The sequence below is a fragment of the Planotetraspora silvatica genome, assembly GCF_016863315.1.
Classification (GTDB): domain Bacteria; phylum Actinomycetota; class Actinomycetes; order Streptosporangiales; family Streptosporangiaceae; genus Planotetraspora; species Planotetraspora silvatica.
Genome location: NZ_BOOQ01000049.1, coordinates 74,002 through 89,841, shown reverse-complemented (window position 1 = coordinate 89,841; position 15,840 = coordinate 74,002). Strand labels below are relative to the sequence as shown.

Below are 15,840 nucleotides of genomic sequence, written 5' to 3'. Positions count from 1 at the left end.
GATGGGAAACCGATCAGTCCTCGTCCGGCACGTACGTCGCGTTCCGGTCGACGGTCATGTAAACGTCCATGCCGATCGGCCGCCGGGACTCCTCGGCGAGATGGCCGAGGAGTCCCGCGGCCCGTGCCAGCAGGGCGAATCCGCGCAGCAGGTCGACCGGCAGGCCCAGGTCGGCCAGCGCGGCCCCGCACACTCCGGCGCCGTTCAGTGGCAGCGTCCTGCCCAGGACCCGCGGATGGACCCGGCCGATCGCCTCGAACAGCCGCAGGTGCGGTCCCCGCAGGCCCTCCTCGTCGGCGATGGCGAGCAGGACGGGCGTCCGGGGGTCCTGCACTTTGTGGACGGGGTGGCCGAGCCCGGGAACCAGGCGGCGTGCCTCGCGCGCCTCGGTGACGGCCGCCAGCGCGAGCGCGTCCCAGCCCTCGTCGTCGGTGGGTACGGGGCCCTCGTGCGCGGCGAGGACGCCGGCGAGGAACCGCCCGCTGTCCTCGGTCACGCCCAGGAACCGCGAGCCGCCGCCGAGCAGGCCGGCGGCGAGCGCACCCTGCACGGACTCGGGCGCGCTGAGATAGGTCAGCCGGGCGGCGATCGCCGTCGGAGTGAACCCGTGGTCGGCGAGCGCCACCAGGACGGTCTCGAAGACCCGGGTCTCCTGCGGGGAGGGGCGGCGCCCGGCCACCAGCCAGAACGCGAGCTCCCCGAAACCGACCTTCCCCATGAGGTCGGCCGCCAGGTCCTGCCCGAGCAACCGGATGCTGGTCGGATCGGAGGTCCCGATCGAGGTGGGAAACGTCGCGCCGTCCATATGTGTGTTCCTCGCTGTCGCCGTCATCGTCGTTGTCACCGCTGCCGCCGTACCGCACCTGCCGTACGTGTCGCGGGGCACGTCAGGGAGCATGTTCCGGCTCGCCCAGCCACTTGCGGATCTCGGCGCCGTGCTCGTCGAGCGCCGGAGGGGGCAGGCGGTAGGAGGGCTCGGTCAGGGAGAAGGTGATGGGGTTGCGCACCGAGGGGACGGCCTGGTCGCCGTCGCCGGGTGTCACGACCGGATCGAGGCCCAGCCCTTCGGCGAAGGCGACGCCCTCGTCGATCGTGTTGATCGGGCCGCAGGGCACGCCGGCCGCCGTGAGCTCGTGGAACCACTCCATCTTCGACCGGCGGCCGAGCCGCTCCAACAGGAGCGGGCGCAGAGTCTCCCGGTTGGCCGTGCGGTCCCGGGTCCGCGCGAACCGCGGGTCGTCGGGAAGTTCGGGGACTCCGAGGACCTCGCAGAGCTTCCGGAACTGGCCGTCGTTGCCCGCCGCGATGATGAGTTCGCCGTCGGCCGCGGGCAGCGGCTCGTACGGGAACAGGCTGGGGTGGGCGTTGCCCATGCGCAGCGGCACGACACCGGCGGCGACGTACGCGCTGGAGTGGTTGACCATCCCGGACAGCGCGGTGCTCAGCAGATTGACCTCGACGTGCTGGCCCTCGCCGGTGGCCGCCCTGTGGTGCAGCGCCGCGAGGATGCCGATGCTCGCGTGCAGGCCGGCCATCACGTCGAAGACGGAGATCCCGGCCCGGAACGGCGACCCGTCCGGGTCGCCCGTGAGGCTCATGAGCCCGGACATGGCCTGCACGATGAGGTCGTAGCCGGGCAGGGCCGCGCCGCCGCCCGAGCCGAACCCGCTGATCGAGGCGTAGACGACGCCGGGGTTGGACCCGCTCACGGACTCGTAGTCCAGCCCGAACCTGCGCAGGCCGCCGGGCTTGAAGTTCTCGACCATGATGTCGGCCCGCCGGGCGAGCTCCCGGGCCGCCGCGAGATCTCCGGGGTCCTTCAGGTCGAGCGCGATCGAACGTTTGTTGCGGTTCACGCCCAGGTAGTACGTGGACACGTCGTCACGGACCGGGGGCATCCACGTGCGCGTGTCGTCTCCCGCGGGGCTCTCCACCTTGACGACCTCCGCTCCGAGGTCGGCCAGCAGCATCGTGGCGTACGGCCCCGCGAGGACGCGCGAGAAGTCGGCCACGAGCAGGCCCGACAACGGTCCGGACGCGGCGGGCGGGATCGCGGCGCTGGAGGCGGTCATGAAGAAGCGGGTTCCCCTCTGAACGATTGATCGTTGGCCGATCGGCTCGCTCGTCCGTTGAGCGGACGACTGTCCGTCGTGGAAGTCTGTGCGCCGCCATCCGTCCTGTCAAGCTGCCGGAAGGCCCGTTTGCTGGCACTTCGCAGATGAGGCACGGCCGCGCTCCGCCCGCGCCGGACCGCGCAGCGTCCCCTCCGCCGGTGGCCGGAGCACGGTGTCGGGACCGCGCGCTGTCAGGACGCGGTCACCTGCGGGATCGACTCGTAGAGGGCCCAGTCGGCGCTGATCGCGCCGGCCGTCCTGAGCAGGAGCGGCAGGTGCTCCTCGGTGAGCTTCTCGACCGGCGTCTCGGCGGCGTTGGCGTTGACGTTGAGCGCCGCGACGACCCGGCCGGCCCCGTCGCGCAGGGGCACGGCCACGGACCGGATGCCCAGCGCCAGTTCCTGGTCGGTCAGCGCCCAGCCCTTGGCCCGCACGTCCCGGAGCTCGGCCTCCCGCTCGGCGGGCGAGGGCTGACGGCGCGCGGTGATCCCCGACCGGCCGGGCTCGGCGAGCACCTTGTCGACCTCGGCGGGGGTGAGGCCCGCCAGAAGGACCTTCCCGAGCGACGTCTGCAGGGCGGGGAAGCGTGTCCCGACGCTCACCGACAAGGTGACGATCTTCGGGACGGCCACGCGTGCGACATAGACGATGTCGGAGCCGTCCAGCTGGGCTATGGACGACGACTCCCGCGTCCTCGTCACGAGTTGTTCCATGTGCGGGCGGGCGATCTCCCACAGTCCGGTGGAGTGCACGTAGGAGACTCCGAGCTCCAGGACGCGCGGCGTGAGGGCGAAGCCGCCCTGCTCACTCCTGGCGTAACCGAGCTCTTCGAGAGTCAGGAGGATCCGGCGCGCCGTCGGGCGGGCCAGTTCCGCGGCGGTCGCCACCTCGGTGAGGGACATGACGGGCCGCCCCGGCTGGAACGCCTTGATCACATCGAGGCCGCGCGCGAGCGCCTCGATGAAGTCCGGTCCGGTGTCCTTGCGCGCCATGTGGGCTTCTTTCGTGTCGGTTCGCCGGCCATCCGACTCTAATCGTGGTGCGGCGTGATGTCCGTATGTCGGATCGGAGGGACGGGACGGGTCCGCGATTGCGGACCCCCGGCACCCTTGACAGAGGCGGTGGCTCACCTATTGTTACATCCACATTGCGTTGACCGCTCTACGGACATTCGTCCGTGGATGCCCGTGTGCCGCGATCCCCCGCGGCGGCGGATGAAGGCCCAGGGAAGAAGTGGGGCACGATGAGCACGACGACCACCCACGACACGAGCCGCGGTGACCTCGGACCGGGACGGCCGGTGGTGTTCCGGAAGGGCACCGTCCTGACGATGGGCGACCGGCACGACATTCTGCGCGACGCCGACGTGCTGGTGGTGGGCGAGCGCATCGCGGCCGTCGGGCACGGCCTGGAGGTCCCCGAGGGGACCCTCGAGATCGACGCCGCCGGCGGGATCGTCATGCCCGGCATGATCGACACGCACCGCCACATGTGGCAGACGGCGATGCGCGGCTACGGCGCCGACTGGACGCTCACCCAGTATTTCGTCTGGTACTACCTCGAGTGGGGCAAGGTCTTCCGCCCCGAGGACGTCCACGCGGGGAACCTGCTGGCGGCCATCGAGGCCCTGGACGCGGGCGTGACCACCACCGTCGACTGGTCCCACGGCCTGCAGACCGTCGACCACGCGGACGCCGCGGTCGACGCGCTCGAGGCGGTTCCCGGCCGTTTCGTCCTCGCCTACGGCAACATCCAGCAGGGCCCGTGGGCGTGGTCCACCACGCCCGAGTTCCGTGACTTCGTCGGCCGCCGGATCCACGGGCGCGGGGACATGCTCGGGTTCCAGATGGCCTTCGACGTCACCGGCGACCCGGAGTTCCCCGAGCGGGCCGCCTTCGAGGTCGCCCGTGAACTCGGCATCCCCGTCACCACCCACGCGGGCGTCTGGGGCGCGACCAACGACGACGGCATCCGCCTGATGCACGAGAACGGCTTCATGACGCCGGAGACCGTCTACGTCCACGCCGCGACGCTCAGCCCCGACTCCTATCACCGGATCGCCGCCACCGGCGGCTCGGTCTCGGTGTCCACGGAGAGCGAGCAGAGCGCGGGCCAGGGTTACCCGCCCACCTGGCGGTTGCGCCGGCACGACATCCCCGTGTCCCTGTCGATGGACACCAGCGTGTGGTGGAGCGGCGACCTGTTCTCCGCGATGCGCACCACGCTCGGCGCGGACCGGTCGAGGGAGCACTTCGAGGCGCACGGCAAGCAGGAGACGATCACTCACGCCCATCTCCGCGCCGAGCACGTCGTCGACTGGGCCACGCGCGGCGGAAGCAGGGCGCTGGGCCTCGACGGAGCGGTCGGCAGCCTGGAGGTGGGCAAGAAGGCCGACATCGTCCTCATCAAGAACGACCACTCGCCGGTGATGTTCCCGCTGTTCAACCCGTACGGGCACGTCGCCTTCCAGGCGCAGCGCGGCGACGTGCACACCGTCGTGGTCAACGGGCGGATCGTCAAGCTCGACCACCGGCTGGTCGGAATCGACCTCGCCGCCGCGAGGCGAAGCGTCGAGAGCACCGTCGAGCACCTCGTCGGCGCGCTCGGCGAGGAGGCGTGGGCGAAGGGCATGAACCCCGACGTCCCCGAGACGAAGGTGTTCGACAACCCCTACACCTACACCGACTGGGACGCCCGCGGCGCCCAGTGGAAGGGCTGAGCGCTCCGGTCACGGGCGGCAGGTGAGCTGAGGTTCCGGCGTGTAGGTCGTCCGGAACCTCTGCCTGCGGACCACCTCGTCGTCCTTCTTGAAGATCCGCCACACGTCGATCGTGAATCCGTCGACGCCGGTCATCGGGATGCACTCGGGCCCGTCGTCGGCCAGCGTGGGGAAGCCCTTCACGTCGTAGCGCGCGGAACTCTCCGCCTCGACGTCGAACCGCTTGGTGCTCCAGAACCGCACCGTGACGGACGTGCTCGTGTACGACGTCGTGATGAACACTCCGTACGGAGAGTCGTTGCGCCACCGGAAGTCGGGTTGCGGGAAGGAGACCGTCGACTCCCGCCCCGCCGGATACCGGGAGATGTAGAACGAGTGCGGCGTGTGCTGGACGTCCTGGAAACCGCCGAAGAAGACCGCGTTGAACAGCGTGGTGGTGAACTGGGAGACGCCGCCGCCGACGTCGTTCACGTACCTGCCGTCGAGGATCATCGGAGCCTCGACGAACCCTCGCGCCAGGTCGCGCCTGCCCACCAGTCCGTTGAGGGAGAACGTCTCCCCGGGCCTGACCAGGTGGCCGTTCACGATCTCGGCGATGCGGTGGATGTTGGTGACTCTCGGGGGGCAACACGGATATTCGGTGGTGAATGAGCTCACCTGCTCGGTGACTCCGAGCTTGCGCGCCTGGGCGGTGGTCAGCCGTGGTGCGTCCTTCGTGACCGGGACGTCGACGGTCCGGCTCCCGCCGTCCGCGAGAACGCCGGAGACGATGCGGCCGAGGCCGTCGGCGTCGATCGCCTGCCCGGTACGGGACGGGACCACGCGCGGCCTGGCCGCGACGATCTCGAAGGTGGCGTCCCTGGGGGCGCGGTCGTCGCCGATGAGCCTGGACCTCAAGTCCGCGGCGGCCTCGTCCGCGTCGAACGACGGGCGCATCACGTCCCTGCCCGCCGCGACGAAGCGCAGGCCGGCCGCGAGATCCTGCCGGCTCAGCACAGTCTCACGTGAACCGTTCCTCAGCGTGAAGGGAGCCGCGACGGCCGTACGCGCGGTGGTCTGCGCGACACGGCGCATCACCGCGGCGGAGACCTGGGGGCTGACGACGCCGACGGGCAGCCGGACCGGCTCCTGCGAGCGCAGGTAGGCCGAGCGGAGCGCCCGCGCCGCCTCCGCCTGGTCGAGCGCGCGCCCGTCCTTCGGAAGCGTGACGCGGGGTTCGAGGTCCCGGTAGCCGACGTGGCCCTCCCGCACCGGGACGTCGATCGCCGCGGCCAGTTCGGCGACGCCCGCGGTGAGACGCGCGCCGTCGACGGCCACGCGCGGGGAGACCTCCCGCCCGCCGAGCAGCACGCGGGCCACCGCGACCGGGGTCGGCCACCCCGCTCCGGCGTCCGCCACGGTTCCCGGGACGTCCACCGACAGCCCGATCTCGCCCGGCGGGAGGACCTCGCGTCCGTCGACGGTTTCCGAGCCGGCGGCCCCGAGGTGGGCGATCAGCGGCCGGTCGGCCGATTTCGCGATCCCCTGCCGCAGCACCGCTTCCGCGGACGCGGGGGACAGGCCGCCGATGTCGACGCCCGCGACACGGGTGCCCGGCAGGACCTCGCCCGCCAGCGCGCCTGCGGCCGCGCAGTAACCGACCGTCCCCGCCGCGGCGGTCACGCAGAGGCCGAGCAGGGTCCGACGTAACCACCGGCGCGGGGGAGTCGCCTCGGGAACGGTCTCGATGAGATGCGAAGAGGCCATGGGCTCAGCCGCCCACCCGCGGGCCCGCCATGTGATCTCCTCACCTGATCCTCCGCTCCGCGGGGCGCCGAGGCGACGGCACGTGCGGGCGGCGCATAAGCCGAAGTGGACGCGCCCTCAACGGGCTCGCCCATCGTACGGGCCCGGCGGGCGGCCCACCGGTCGAGTGCGGAGACGTTCGGGGCTCCTACTTACGCCCCTGTATTACGACCCTGCAAACACCATGTGTCGACCTCTTGACGGCCCAACAGAGACGGGTATAAACAAAGGCGAAACAACATGAAACGGCGGTGAACCAACAGGATGTACGCCGAGGAACGGCAGCAGGAAATCCTCCGTGAGGCCCGTGCCGCCGGACGTGTCGACGTGGTGACCCTGGCGGAGCAGTTCGGCGTCACGACCGAGACGATCCGCAGGGACCTGACCGTCCTCGAACGCGCGGGCGTGCTGCGACGTGTGCACGGTGGCGCGATCCCCGTCGAACGGCTCGGCTTCGAGCCGGCCGTGGCGACGCGTGACGAGGTCATGACCGCGGAGAAGGAGCGCATCGCCAAGGCCGCCCTCGCCGAGCTGCCCCAGGACGGGGCCATCGTCATCGACGCGGGCACCACCACGGGCCGCCTGGTCCAGGCGCTTCCCCCTGACCGTGAGCTCACCGTCATCGTCAACTCGCCGCCCCTGGCGACCGTGCTGGCGACCCGCCCCAACCTGACGGTGTTCCTGCTGGGCGGCAGGGTTCGCGGCAGGACGCTGGCGACCGTCGAGGACTGGGCGCTCCAGCAGCTCTCGCAGCTGCACGTCGACGTGGCCTTCATGGCGACGAACGGCTGCTCGGTCACCCGGGGGCTGACGACGCCCGACCCGTCCGAGGCCGCGATCAAGCGGGCCATGGTCGCCTCGGCGCAGCGTTCCGTGCTCCTGGCCGACCACACGAAGTTCTCCAGCAACTACCTGGCCCGGTTCGCGACCTTGTCGGACATCGACGTGATCGTCAGCGACGCCGGCCTCGATCTCGAGCTGGCGGCGGACCTCGCCGCCGCCGGACCGGAGGTCGTCCGCGCATGATCCTCACACTGACGCTGAACCCGAGCCTGGACCGTGCGATAGAGGTCGGCTCGCTCATCAGGGGAGCGGTCATCCGGGCGGCCGCCGCCCATCTCGACCCCGGCGGCAAGGGCGTCAACGTCTCGCGCGCGCTGCTGGCCAACCAGGTGCGTTCGTGCGCGGTCATCCCGTTCGGGGGCGACGAGGGGCGGCAGCTCGTCGGCCTGCTGTCCGCCGAGGGCATCGACATGATCCCCGTTCCTGTGGGCGGAGCGACCCGGTCCAACGTCACGCTCGCCGAGCCCGACGGAACGGTCACCAAGATCAACGAGCCGGGCACGGCGCTCACGCCGGCCGAACTCGACACCCTGGCGAGCGCGGTGCTCGACGCGGCGCAGTCGGCCGACTGGGTCGTCGCCTCGGGCAGCCTGCCGCCCGGGGTGCCCGTCGACGTGTACGCGGGGCTGTGCCGCAGGTTCGCCGCCGCGGGCATCGAGACGGCGATCGACACGAGCGGGCCCGCCCTCGTCGCGGCCGTCGCCGCCGGCCCCACCCTGGTCAAGCCCAACCGCGAGGAGCTCGCGGAGGCGACCGGGACGCCGATCGCCTGCCTCGGCGACGTCATCGACGCCGCCGAGAAGCTGCGGGCGATGGGCGCGCGCTCCGTGCTCACCAGCCTCGGTGCGGACGGCGCGCTCCTCATGGAGGACGACCGGGTCTGGTACGGCAGGTGCCCCGTCGAGGAGCCGCGCAGCAGTGTGGGGGCGGGCGACGCCATGCTCGCCGGCTTCCTGGCCGCAGGCGCGACCGGCGAGTCGGCCCTGGCGGAAGGGCTCGCCTGGGCGAGCGCCGCCGTGGGCCTGCCGGGAAGCCGGATGCCCGCCCCGTCCGACATCGATCGCTCAGCCGTCCGGATCAGCACTCCTGATCCGGCCCAGCCGCTTATGTCCGGGGGATGAGAAGCGGCACGTAACCACCCGGCACCACCCCAGCCGGCCTGCCAGGCCGGCTCCCCGGAAGGAGCACATTCAGTTGGCCACTCCCTATACACCGCCGGTCCAGGGGACCGGGATCCGGGCGACCGTCCAGCGATTCGGCGGTCACCTCGCCGGCATGATCATGCCCAACATCGGCGCGTTCATCGCGTGGGGCCTGATCACCGCGTTGTTCATCCCGACAGGCTGGGTGCCCAACGCGACCCTGGCCGAACTGGTCGGCCCCATCATCACCGTCCTGCTTCCCGTGCTGATCGGATACACCGGTGGCCGCATGGTGCACGGACAGCGCGGCGCCGTCGTCGGCGCCGTCGCGACCATGGGCGTCGTGGTCGGCGCGGACATCCCGATGTTCCTCGGCGCCATGATCATGGGTCCCCTCGGGGCGTTCGTGATCAAGCAGGTCGACAGGCTGTTCGCGGACCGCATCAAGGCGGGCTTCGAGATGCTCGTCGACAACTTCTCCGCGGGCATCGTCGGCGGAATCATGGCCATCCTGGGCGTCTGGGCCATCGGGCCGGTCGTCAGCACGATCACCAACGCCGCGGGCGACGTCGTGGAGTGGCTGGTCCACCATGATCTGCTGCCGCTGGCGTCGGTCCTGATCGAGCCGGCCAAGGTCCTGTTCCTCAACAACGCGATCAACCACGGCGTGCTCACCCCGCTCGGCGTGGCGGAGTCGGCCGGCGTCGGCAAGTCGATCCTGTTCATGCTGGAGTCCAACCCCGGCCCCGGCCTGGGCCTCCTCCTGGCGTATATGCTGTTCGGGCCTCGGGCGCTGCGGGCCAGCGCGCCGGCGGCGATAGTCATCCAGTTCCTCGGCGGCATTCACGAGATCTACTTCCCGTACGTTCTCATGAAGCCCCGTCTCATCCTCGCCACGATCGCCGGCGGCGCAGCGGGCATCCTCACCTTCCTGGTCACGGGTGCCGGGCTCATCGCCTCGCCGTCGCCGGGCAGCATCTTCGCCTACTTCGCGGTCACTCCGAAGGGCGGCTACTTCGGGGTCATCGCCGGAATCGTCGTGGCCGCCGCGGTCTCGTTCGCGGTCGCGTCGGCACTGCTGGGCTTTGGAAGGAAGAACGGCGACGAACGGGCGGAGGCCGAGCCCGGCGCCCTGCCCGAGGACGAGACCGGTACCGGAACAGCCACCCAGACCGACGGCGCGATCGGCAGCGAGTCCGTGCCCGCCACCAAGGAGACGTGACCATGTCCAGCATCGAGAGCAAGGACGTCCACAAGATCGTCGTGGCCTGCGACGCGGGCATGGGCAGCAGCGTCATGCTCGCCAGCCAGCTCCGCAAGCAGTTGAAGAGCGCGCAGGTCCAGGTGGAGCACACCCCGGTCAACTCGATCCCGGCCGACGCCGACGTCGTGGTCTGCCACGTGGGGCTGGCCGCCCGCGCCCGGGCCACGGCTCCCGACGTGGTGCTGATCCCCTTCCAGGTCTTCATCGGGGACCCGGCGGTCACCAAGCTGGTCAGCACCATCAAGAGCGGCGGCACCATCAATGGCTGAGACGGCCCCGCTGCCGCTCGACCCCCGCGCCGTCCGCCTCAACGAGGAGGCGGACGGCCGCGACGAGGCGATCCGCCGCTGCGGTGAGGTCCTCGTCGAGTTGGGCGCCGTCGAGGCGAGCTACATCGACGCGATGCTCGAACGCGAGCGCTCGATCTCCACCTACGTCGGCGAGGGCGTCGCCATCCCGCATGGCACCCTGGTGGCCAAGGACGCCGTCCACCACGACGCGATCTGTGTGCTGCGCTTTCCCGGCGGCGTCGACTGGGACGGCGAGCAGGTCGCCGTCTGCGTCGGCATCGCCGCGCGCGGCGACGGCCACATCAGGCTGCTGTCGGAACTCGCCCAGATCCTGCTCGATCCGGAGCAGGCACAGGCCCTGCGGGAGGCGACCGAGGTCTCCGACGTCATCCGCCTGCTGCAACCGTCCAGAGAGGAACCATCCGAGTGAAGGTCGCCCGTTTCCACGCTCCCGGCGACATCCGCATCGAGGATGTGCCGGAGCCCGTCGCGGGCCCCGGCGACGTCAAGATCCGTGTCCGCAACTGTTCGACCTGCGGCACCGATGTCAAGATCTTCAAGTTCGGCCACCACCACATCAGGCCGCCGAGGGTCATGGGGCACGAGATCGCCGGTGAGGTCGTCGACGTAGGGGAGGGCGTGACCGGCTGGACGCCGGGGGACCGCGTCCAGGTGATCGCCGCGATCCCCTGCGGTGAGTGCGAGGAGTGCCGCCGGGGCCACATGACGGTGTGCCCGAACCAGGAGTCGATGGGCTACCACTACGACGGCGGTTTCGCGCAGTACATGATCGTCCCGGCCAAGATCCTGGCCGTGGACGGACTCAACCGGATCCCCGACGGGCTCGGCTTCGCCGAGGCGTCGGTGGCCGAGCCGCTCGCCTGCGTCCTCAACGGCCAGGAACTGGCCCGCGTCGGCGAGGGCGACGACGTGGTCGTCGTGGGATCGGGCCCCATCGGCTGCCTCCACGTACGGCTGGCCCGCTCGCGTGGCGCGTCCCGCGTGTTCCTCGTCGACCTCAACGCCGAGCGGCTGGCCATGGCGGCCGACCTCGTACGGCCGGACGCGGCGATCTGCGGCGCCGACACGGACGTCGTGGACGCGGTGCTGAAGCTCACCGGGGGGAGGGGAGCCGACGTCGTCATCACCGCCGCCGCCTCGGGGGCCGCTCAGGAGCAGGCGCTGCAGATGACGGCGAGGCAGGGACGCATCAGCTTCTTCGGCGGCCTGCCCAAGGACGATCCGATCATCCGCCTCGACTCCAACCTCGTGCACTACCGCGAGCTCACGATCGTCGGCGCCAACGGATCGAGCCCGGCCCACAACAAGCGGGCGCTGCGGCTCATCGCCGACGGATCGGTGCCGGTGGCCGATCTCATCACCCACCGGCTCCCGCTGGCCGAGGTCCTCGACGCCATCGACATCGTGAGCCGCGGTGCCGCGATCAAGGTAACGATCGAACCCTGAGAAGGAGGAGTCCTGATGCCGGAAAGGACAGTGACCGTCGCCTCACGGTCCGGTCTGCACGCGCGGCCCGCCAAGATCTTCGTCCAGGCGGTGGCCAGGCAGGGCACGGCGGTCCGCATCCGTGTCGGGGACGGCAAGCCGGTCCCCGCCAACAGCATGCTGGCCGTGTTGTCGCTCGGGGCCGGGCACGGCACCGAGGTCACGCTCGACGCGGACGGGCCGGGTGCCGAAGAGGTCCTGGACTCGCTCGCCGACCTGCTCTCCCGCGACCTCGACGCCGAAGAGGTCCCCGGTGCCTGAGCCGGCGCTCGACGTCCTGCGCGGTCTGGGCATCAGCCCGGGCCGCGCCGCCGGCCGGCTGTACAAGATGGCGGGCCCGCCCCTGCTGCCCGCGCCCGCGCCGGTCGCGGACACGGGCGCGGAGACCGCTCTGGCGGTGCGCGGCCTTGAGTCGGCGGCCGGGGAACTGACCGCACGGGCGGAGGGCGTGGCCGATCCCGCGGCCCGGGAGATCCTCGAGGCGCAGGCCATGATCGCGGCCGATCCCCTGCTGCGTGAGTCGGTCGAGCAGCGGGTCGCGGCAGGGTCGGACGCCGCCCACGCCATCGACGCCGCGTGCGCCGAGCACAGGGAGGCGCTGCTGGCCGCGGGCGGCTACTTCGCGGAACGCGCGAGTGACCTCGACGACATCAAGAACCGCGCCGTCGCGGCCGTGCTCGGCCTGCCCATGCCGGGCCTCCCGTCGCCGGGCCATCCGTTCGTCCTGGCGGCGGACGACCTCGCCCCCGCCGACACCGTGAACCTCGACCCGGGCGTGGTGCTCGCGCTCGTCACGGAGAAGGGCGGGCCGACCAGCCACACCGCCATCCTCGCGCGGGCCCTCGGAATCCCCGCGGTGGTGGCCTGCCCCGGGGCGCTGTCCATCGCCGAGGGGACCTGGTCGTCCGTCGACGGCGGCACCGGCGAGGTCCACGCCGGCATCGACGAGCGGACGGCGGCGGAGGTCGAGCGCTCCGCCCGCGCCGACCGCGACCGCCTCGCCACGGCGACCGGCCCCGGACGCACCGCGGACGGGCACCCGGTGAAGCTGCTGCTCAACATCGGATCCGTGGCGGACATCCCGGCCGGCTCACCGGGGGAGGGTGTCGGGCTCTTCCGCAGCGAGTTCCTCTTCCTCGACCGCAGGACCGCCCCCACCCACCAGGAGCAGACCGGCGCGTACGAGGCCGTCCTGCGGGCCTTCCCCGAGGCCACGGTCGTCGTTCGCACCCTGGACGCCGGCACCGACAAACCGCTGCCCTTCCTCGGCCTGCCCGAGGAGCTCAACCCCGCGCTCGGCGTGCGCGGGCTGCGGGTGTCGCGCCGGTCACCCGAGGTGCTCGACGCCCAACTCGACGCTCTGGCTGAGGCGGCCCGGGTGAGCGGCACCTCGCCGTGGGTGATGGCGCCGATGGTCACGACGCCGGGGGAGGCGGCCGACTTCGCCAGGCGGGCTCGCGCACGGGGGCTCGCCGACGTGGGTGTCATGGTGGAGGTTCCCGCCGCCGCCCTGCACGCCCACCGGCTCCTGGACGAGGTGGACTTCCTCAGCATCGGCACCAACGACCTCAGCCAGTACACCTTCGCGTCCGACCGGCAGCACGGCGAGCTGGCCGATCTTCTCGACCCGTGGCAGCCGGCGCTCCTCCAGTTGATCGCGCAGTGCGCGGAGGCGGGGCGAGCCGCCGGCAAGCCCGTCGGGGTCTGCGGAGAGGCCGCGGCCGATCCGTTGCTGGCCACCGTGCTGGTCGGGCTCGGCGTCACGAGCCTGTCGATGTCGGCCAGGAGCGTGCCGGCCGTACGGGACTCCCTCGCCCGGCACACGCTCGACCAGTGCCGGGAGCACGCCCGGCTCGCACTGGCGGCCGCCGATCCGGACGGCGCGCGGACCGCCGTGCGCGAGGCCGCGGCCGCCTGAGAGGCGGCGTCCGGATCCGCGGGTGCCGGGGCTCGGCCGGTCGGGGAACCCGGCCGGCTCGGCGATCTCAGTCGGCGTGGGGGAGGGGGATGGCGGAGAATACGGCGTCGGGGTCGTACCGCCTCTTCGCCGCGCGCAGGCGCCCCGCGTTGTCGCCGTACGCCAGCTCGGCCTGGTCCCGGTCGTCCGGGCCGAGCAGGTTCGGGTATCCGCCGGGGAGCGCACAGGGTTCGAGCGCGGAGGAGACGGCGCCCGCCCACGCCCGGTGCGCGCTGCCGTCGCCGTCCGGCTCCCAGGCCGCGACGATCTCGGCTGCGAAGTGGTCGCGCCGTTCGCCGAACGCCGTGTCGCCGGGAGGCACCGCGGCGGCCGCGCCGTGGAAGTGGTGGACGGCGATGCCGGACAGCGGGGACGTCCGTGTGTCGCCGGCGAACACCATCGCGGTGATCGCTTCAGGGGTGTAGGCCGGGAGCGACCGGGTGCGGATCGAGTAGTGCCTGCCTGTGGCGATGTGCGCATCGAACAAGCCGAGCATGTCTCCGTAGCTCATCGGCGCGACCTGGGAGAGCAGCGGCGTGCCGAGCCGGGTGAGCTCGTCGATGTGCTTGGCGCCCTCCGACGGCGGGCCGCTCCACGCCGGAGACAGGAAGAGCGTGGGGGAGCCGTCCGGCCCCGACAGGACGCCGGTCTGGACGGTCAGCTCGTCCGGCGCGGAGGCGATCAGGTCGGCGAAGCCGCGCAGCACGGAGCCCGACTGAGACCACGGGTAGACGATGAGCCCGGCGATCAGCCCAGGGATCTCGTGCAGCCGGAGCCGCATCGACGTGACGACGCCGAAATTGCCTCCTCCGCCGCGCAGAGCCCACAAGAGCTCGCTTTCGTGGGTTTCGTCCGCGACCACGAGACGCCCGTCCGCGAGGACCACCTCGGCGGCGAGCAGGTTGTCGAGCGCCAGGCCGAATCGCCCGCCGAGCGGCCCGTATCCGCCGCCGAGAGTGAGGCCCGCCATTCCGACGTGCCCCACGGTGCCGGTCACCGCGACGAGGCCGTGCGGTGCGGCGGCCGCGATGACGTGGGCCACAGTGGCGCCGCCGTTGACGGTGGCGACGGAGGAATCCGGGTCGACGGCGACGGCGGTCATTCCGGTCAGGTCGATGACCAGCCCGTCGTGCCGCAACGCCCGGCCCGCCCAGTCATGCCCGCCCGCGCGGACGGACAGCGGCAGGCCGTGCGCGCGGGCCGCGCCGACGGCGGCTTGGACGTCGGACGGCGTCGCGCAGCGCACGATCACCGCGGGGCGATGAGCCACCGCACCGTTCCAGATGCGGATGGCCTGGTCGTAGGCGGGGCCGGACGTCGAGACACGCCCGGGCCCGAGTCTCGTCTCCAGGTCGCGCGCGGCGGCGCGGGCCCTGTCATGTGTGCCCACGATCACTCCCTTCACGTGGCGGGCCCGATCGAAGGGCCGCCGCAGTCGAGGTGGATCTGTGCTCTGTTGAGAACATCCCGGCCATACTTACCAGAGTGTGACTCTGATGAAAATAGTCCTAGGGTGGTCATATGAGTGACAAAATGGCCGCAGGTCGGAGGCCGGTCAGCCGGCGGGCCGAGTATGCCGAGGCGACGCGACAGGCGATCATCGACGCGGCCCGCACACTCTTCGGCGAGAAGGGGTTCTTCGCCACCAAGGTGGACGACATCGCGGCCGCCGCCCGGGTGGCCCCGGCCACCGTTTACGCGGTCGGCGGCGGGAAGCAGGGGCTGCTCAGGACGCTGATGGACGTCTGGACCACGGCACCGATCGTGGCCGACAACATCGAGCGCATCGGGAGGCTCGAGGACGCGCACGCGATCCTGCGCACGGTCGCCACGGTCACCCGGGAGATGCGGCAGGAGTTCGGCGACATCATGCGCGTCATGATCGCCACTGCGCCGCACGACCCGGGGGTCGCGGAAAGCCTGGCGACGGCCACCGCGCGCTATCGCGCGGGGAACGGGTTCGCCGCGCGGCGCATGGCCGATCTGGGCGCGCTGCGTCCGGGACTCGACGCCCGGGACGCCGACGACATCCTGTGGCTCTACTTCGGCTACGCCGGGTTCTTCGCACTCGTGGACGACAACGGATGGTCGTACGAGAAGGCGGAGCGGTGGCTGCTCGAGGCCGCGAGTCACTCGCTCTTCGGGGATGCCGGCGCCCTGACATGACGCGCGGCGGCGCCGCCTTCTTCCGGCGTGTGCCCCTCGCCGCGCGGTCCGCGG

15 protein-coding genes are annotated in these 15,840 nt (G+C 71.6%); 10 read left to right on the top strand and 5 right to left on the bottom strand.

The features are described from left to right. Window positions 1–13: 13 nt before the first annotated feature. From Psi02_RS32655 to Psi02_RS32645, 3 genes are all read right to left on the bottom strand, one after another. Window positions 14–805, bottom strand: coding sequence for a citryl-CoA lyase (locus Psi02_RS32655; RefSeq protein WP_203979688.1), 792 nt, complete (start codon window positions 803–805; stop codon window positions 14–16). Window positions 806–887: 82 nt separating this feature from the next. Then, window positions 888–2,072 (bottom strand): CaiB/BaiF CoA transferase family protein, encoded by a 1,185-nt coding sequence (locus Psi02_RS32650; RefSeq protein WP_203979687.1) that lies wholly within the window; start codon window positions 2,070–2,072, stop codon window positions 888–890. Between the two features lie 233 nt (window positions 2,073–2,305). Further along, a complete protein-coding gene (locus tag Psi02_RS32645) occupies window positions 2,306–3,106 on the bottom strand; it encodes an IclR family transcriptional regulator domain-containing protein (RefSeq protein ID WP_203979686.1) in 801 nt (266 codons plus the stop codon). Between the two features lie 251 nt (window positions 3,107–3,357). Here Psi02_RS32645 and Psi02_RS32640 point away from each other — a divergent pair, with 251 nt between their 5' ends. Then, entirely contained in the window at window positions 3,358–4,833 is a 1,476-nt protein-coding gene (locus tag Psi02_RS32640; RefSeq protein ID WP_203979685.1) for an amidohydrolase family protein, read from the top strand. Between the two features lie 9 nt (window positions 4,834–4,842). Here Psi02_RS32640 and Psi02_RS32635 read toward each other — a convergent pair whose 3' ends face one another. After that, window positions 4,843–6,579 (bottom strand): VanW family protein, encoded by a 1,737-nt coding sequence (locus Psi02_RS32635; protein ID WP_203979684.1) that lies wholly within the window; start codon window positions 6,577–6,579, stop codon window positions 4,843–4,845. A 303-nt stretch (window positions 6,580–6,882) separates the two neighbouring features. On the opposite strand from Psi02_RS32635, the gene Psi02_RS32630 reads away from it, so the two are divergent. From Psi02_RS32630 to ptsP, 8 genes are all read left to right on the top strand, one after another. After that, window positions 6,883–7,644, top strand: a complete 762-nt coding sequence (locus Psi02_RS32630; protein WP_203979683.1) for a DeoR/GlpR family DNA-binding transcription regulator — start codon at window positions 6,883–6,885, stop codon at window positions 7,642–7,644. Then, window positions 7,641–8,582: a 1-phosphofructokinase gene (pfkB, locus tag Psi02_RS32625; RefSeq protein ID WP_203979682.1), complete on the top strand. Its 942-nt coding sequence runs from the start codon at window positions 7,641–7,643 to the stop codon at window positions 8,580–8,582. Before Psi02_RS32630 ends, pfkB begins: the two co-directional genes overlap by 4 nt. 73 nt (window positions 8,583–8,655) lie before the next feature. Then, window positions 8,656–9,825, top strand: coding sequence for a mannitol-specific PTS transporter subunit IIC (gene mtlA, locus Psi02_RS32620; protein ID WP_203979681.1), 1,170 nt, complete (start codon window positions 8,656–8,658; stop codon window positions 9,823–9,825). Between the two features lie 2 nt (window positions 9,826–9,827). Continuing rightward, complete coding sequence (locus tag Psi02_RS32615; protein WP_203952071.1) at window positions 9,828–10,136, top strand: PTS sugar transporter subunit IIBC family protein; 309 nt, start codon at window positions 9,828–9,830, stop codon at window positions 10,134–10,136. After that, window positions 10,129–10,587 (top strand): PTS mannitol transporter subunit IIA, encoded by a 459-nt coding sequence (locus Psi02_RS32610; RefSeq protein ID WP_203979680.1) that lies wholly within the window; start codon window positions 10,129–10,131, stop codon window positions 10,585–10,587. Before Psi02_RS32615 ends, Psi02_RS32610 begins: the two co-directional genes overlap by 8 nt. After that, a complete protein-coding gene (locus Psi02_RS32605; protein ID WP_203952069.1) occupies window positions 10,584–11,624 on the top strand; it encodes a zinc-dependent dehydrogenase in 1,041 nt (346 codons plus the stop codon). Before Psi02_RS32610 ends, Psi02_RS32605 begins: the two co-directional genes overlap by 4 nt. Window positions 11,625–11,639: 15 nt before the next feature. Further along, the gene (locus Psi02_RS32600) at window positions 11,640–11,924 is read left to right on the top strand and encodes an HPr family phosphocarrier protein (RefSeq protein WP_203979679.1); all 285 of its coding nucleotides are present in this window, start codon (window positions 11,640–11,642) and stop codon (window positions 11,922–11,924) included. Beyond that, window positions 11,917–13,581: a phosphoenolpyruvate--protein phosphotransferase gene (gene ptsP / locus Psi02_RS32595; RefSeq protein ID WP_203979678.1), complete on the top strand. Its 1,665-nt coding sequence runs from the start codon at window positions 11,917–11,919 to the stop codon at window positions 13,579–13,581. Before Psi02_RS32600 ends, ptsP begins: the two co-directional genes overlap by 8 nt. A gap of 67 nt (window positions 13,582–13,648) precedes the next feature. Here the strand turns inward: ptsP and Psi02_RS32590 are convergent, their stop codons facing one another. Beyond that, window positions 13,649–15,010, bottom strand: coding sequence for an FAD-binding oxidoreductase (locus tag Psi02_RS32590; RefSeq protein WP_203979677.1), 1,362 nt, complete (start codon window positions 15,008–15,010; stop codon window positions 13,649–13,651). A gap of 131 nt (window positions 15,011–15,141) precedes the next feature. Here Psi02_RS32590 and Psi02_RS32585 point away from each other — a divergent pair, with 131 nt between their 5' ends. Further along, entirely contained in the window at window positions 15,142–15,786 is a 645-nt protein-coding gene (locus Psi02_RS32585; protein WP_203979676.1) for a TetR/AcrR family transcriptional regulator, read from the top strand. Window positions 15,787–15,840: the final 54 nt, after the last annotated feature.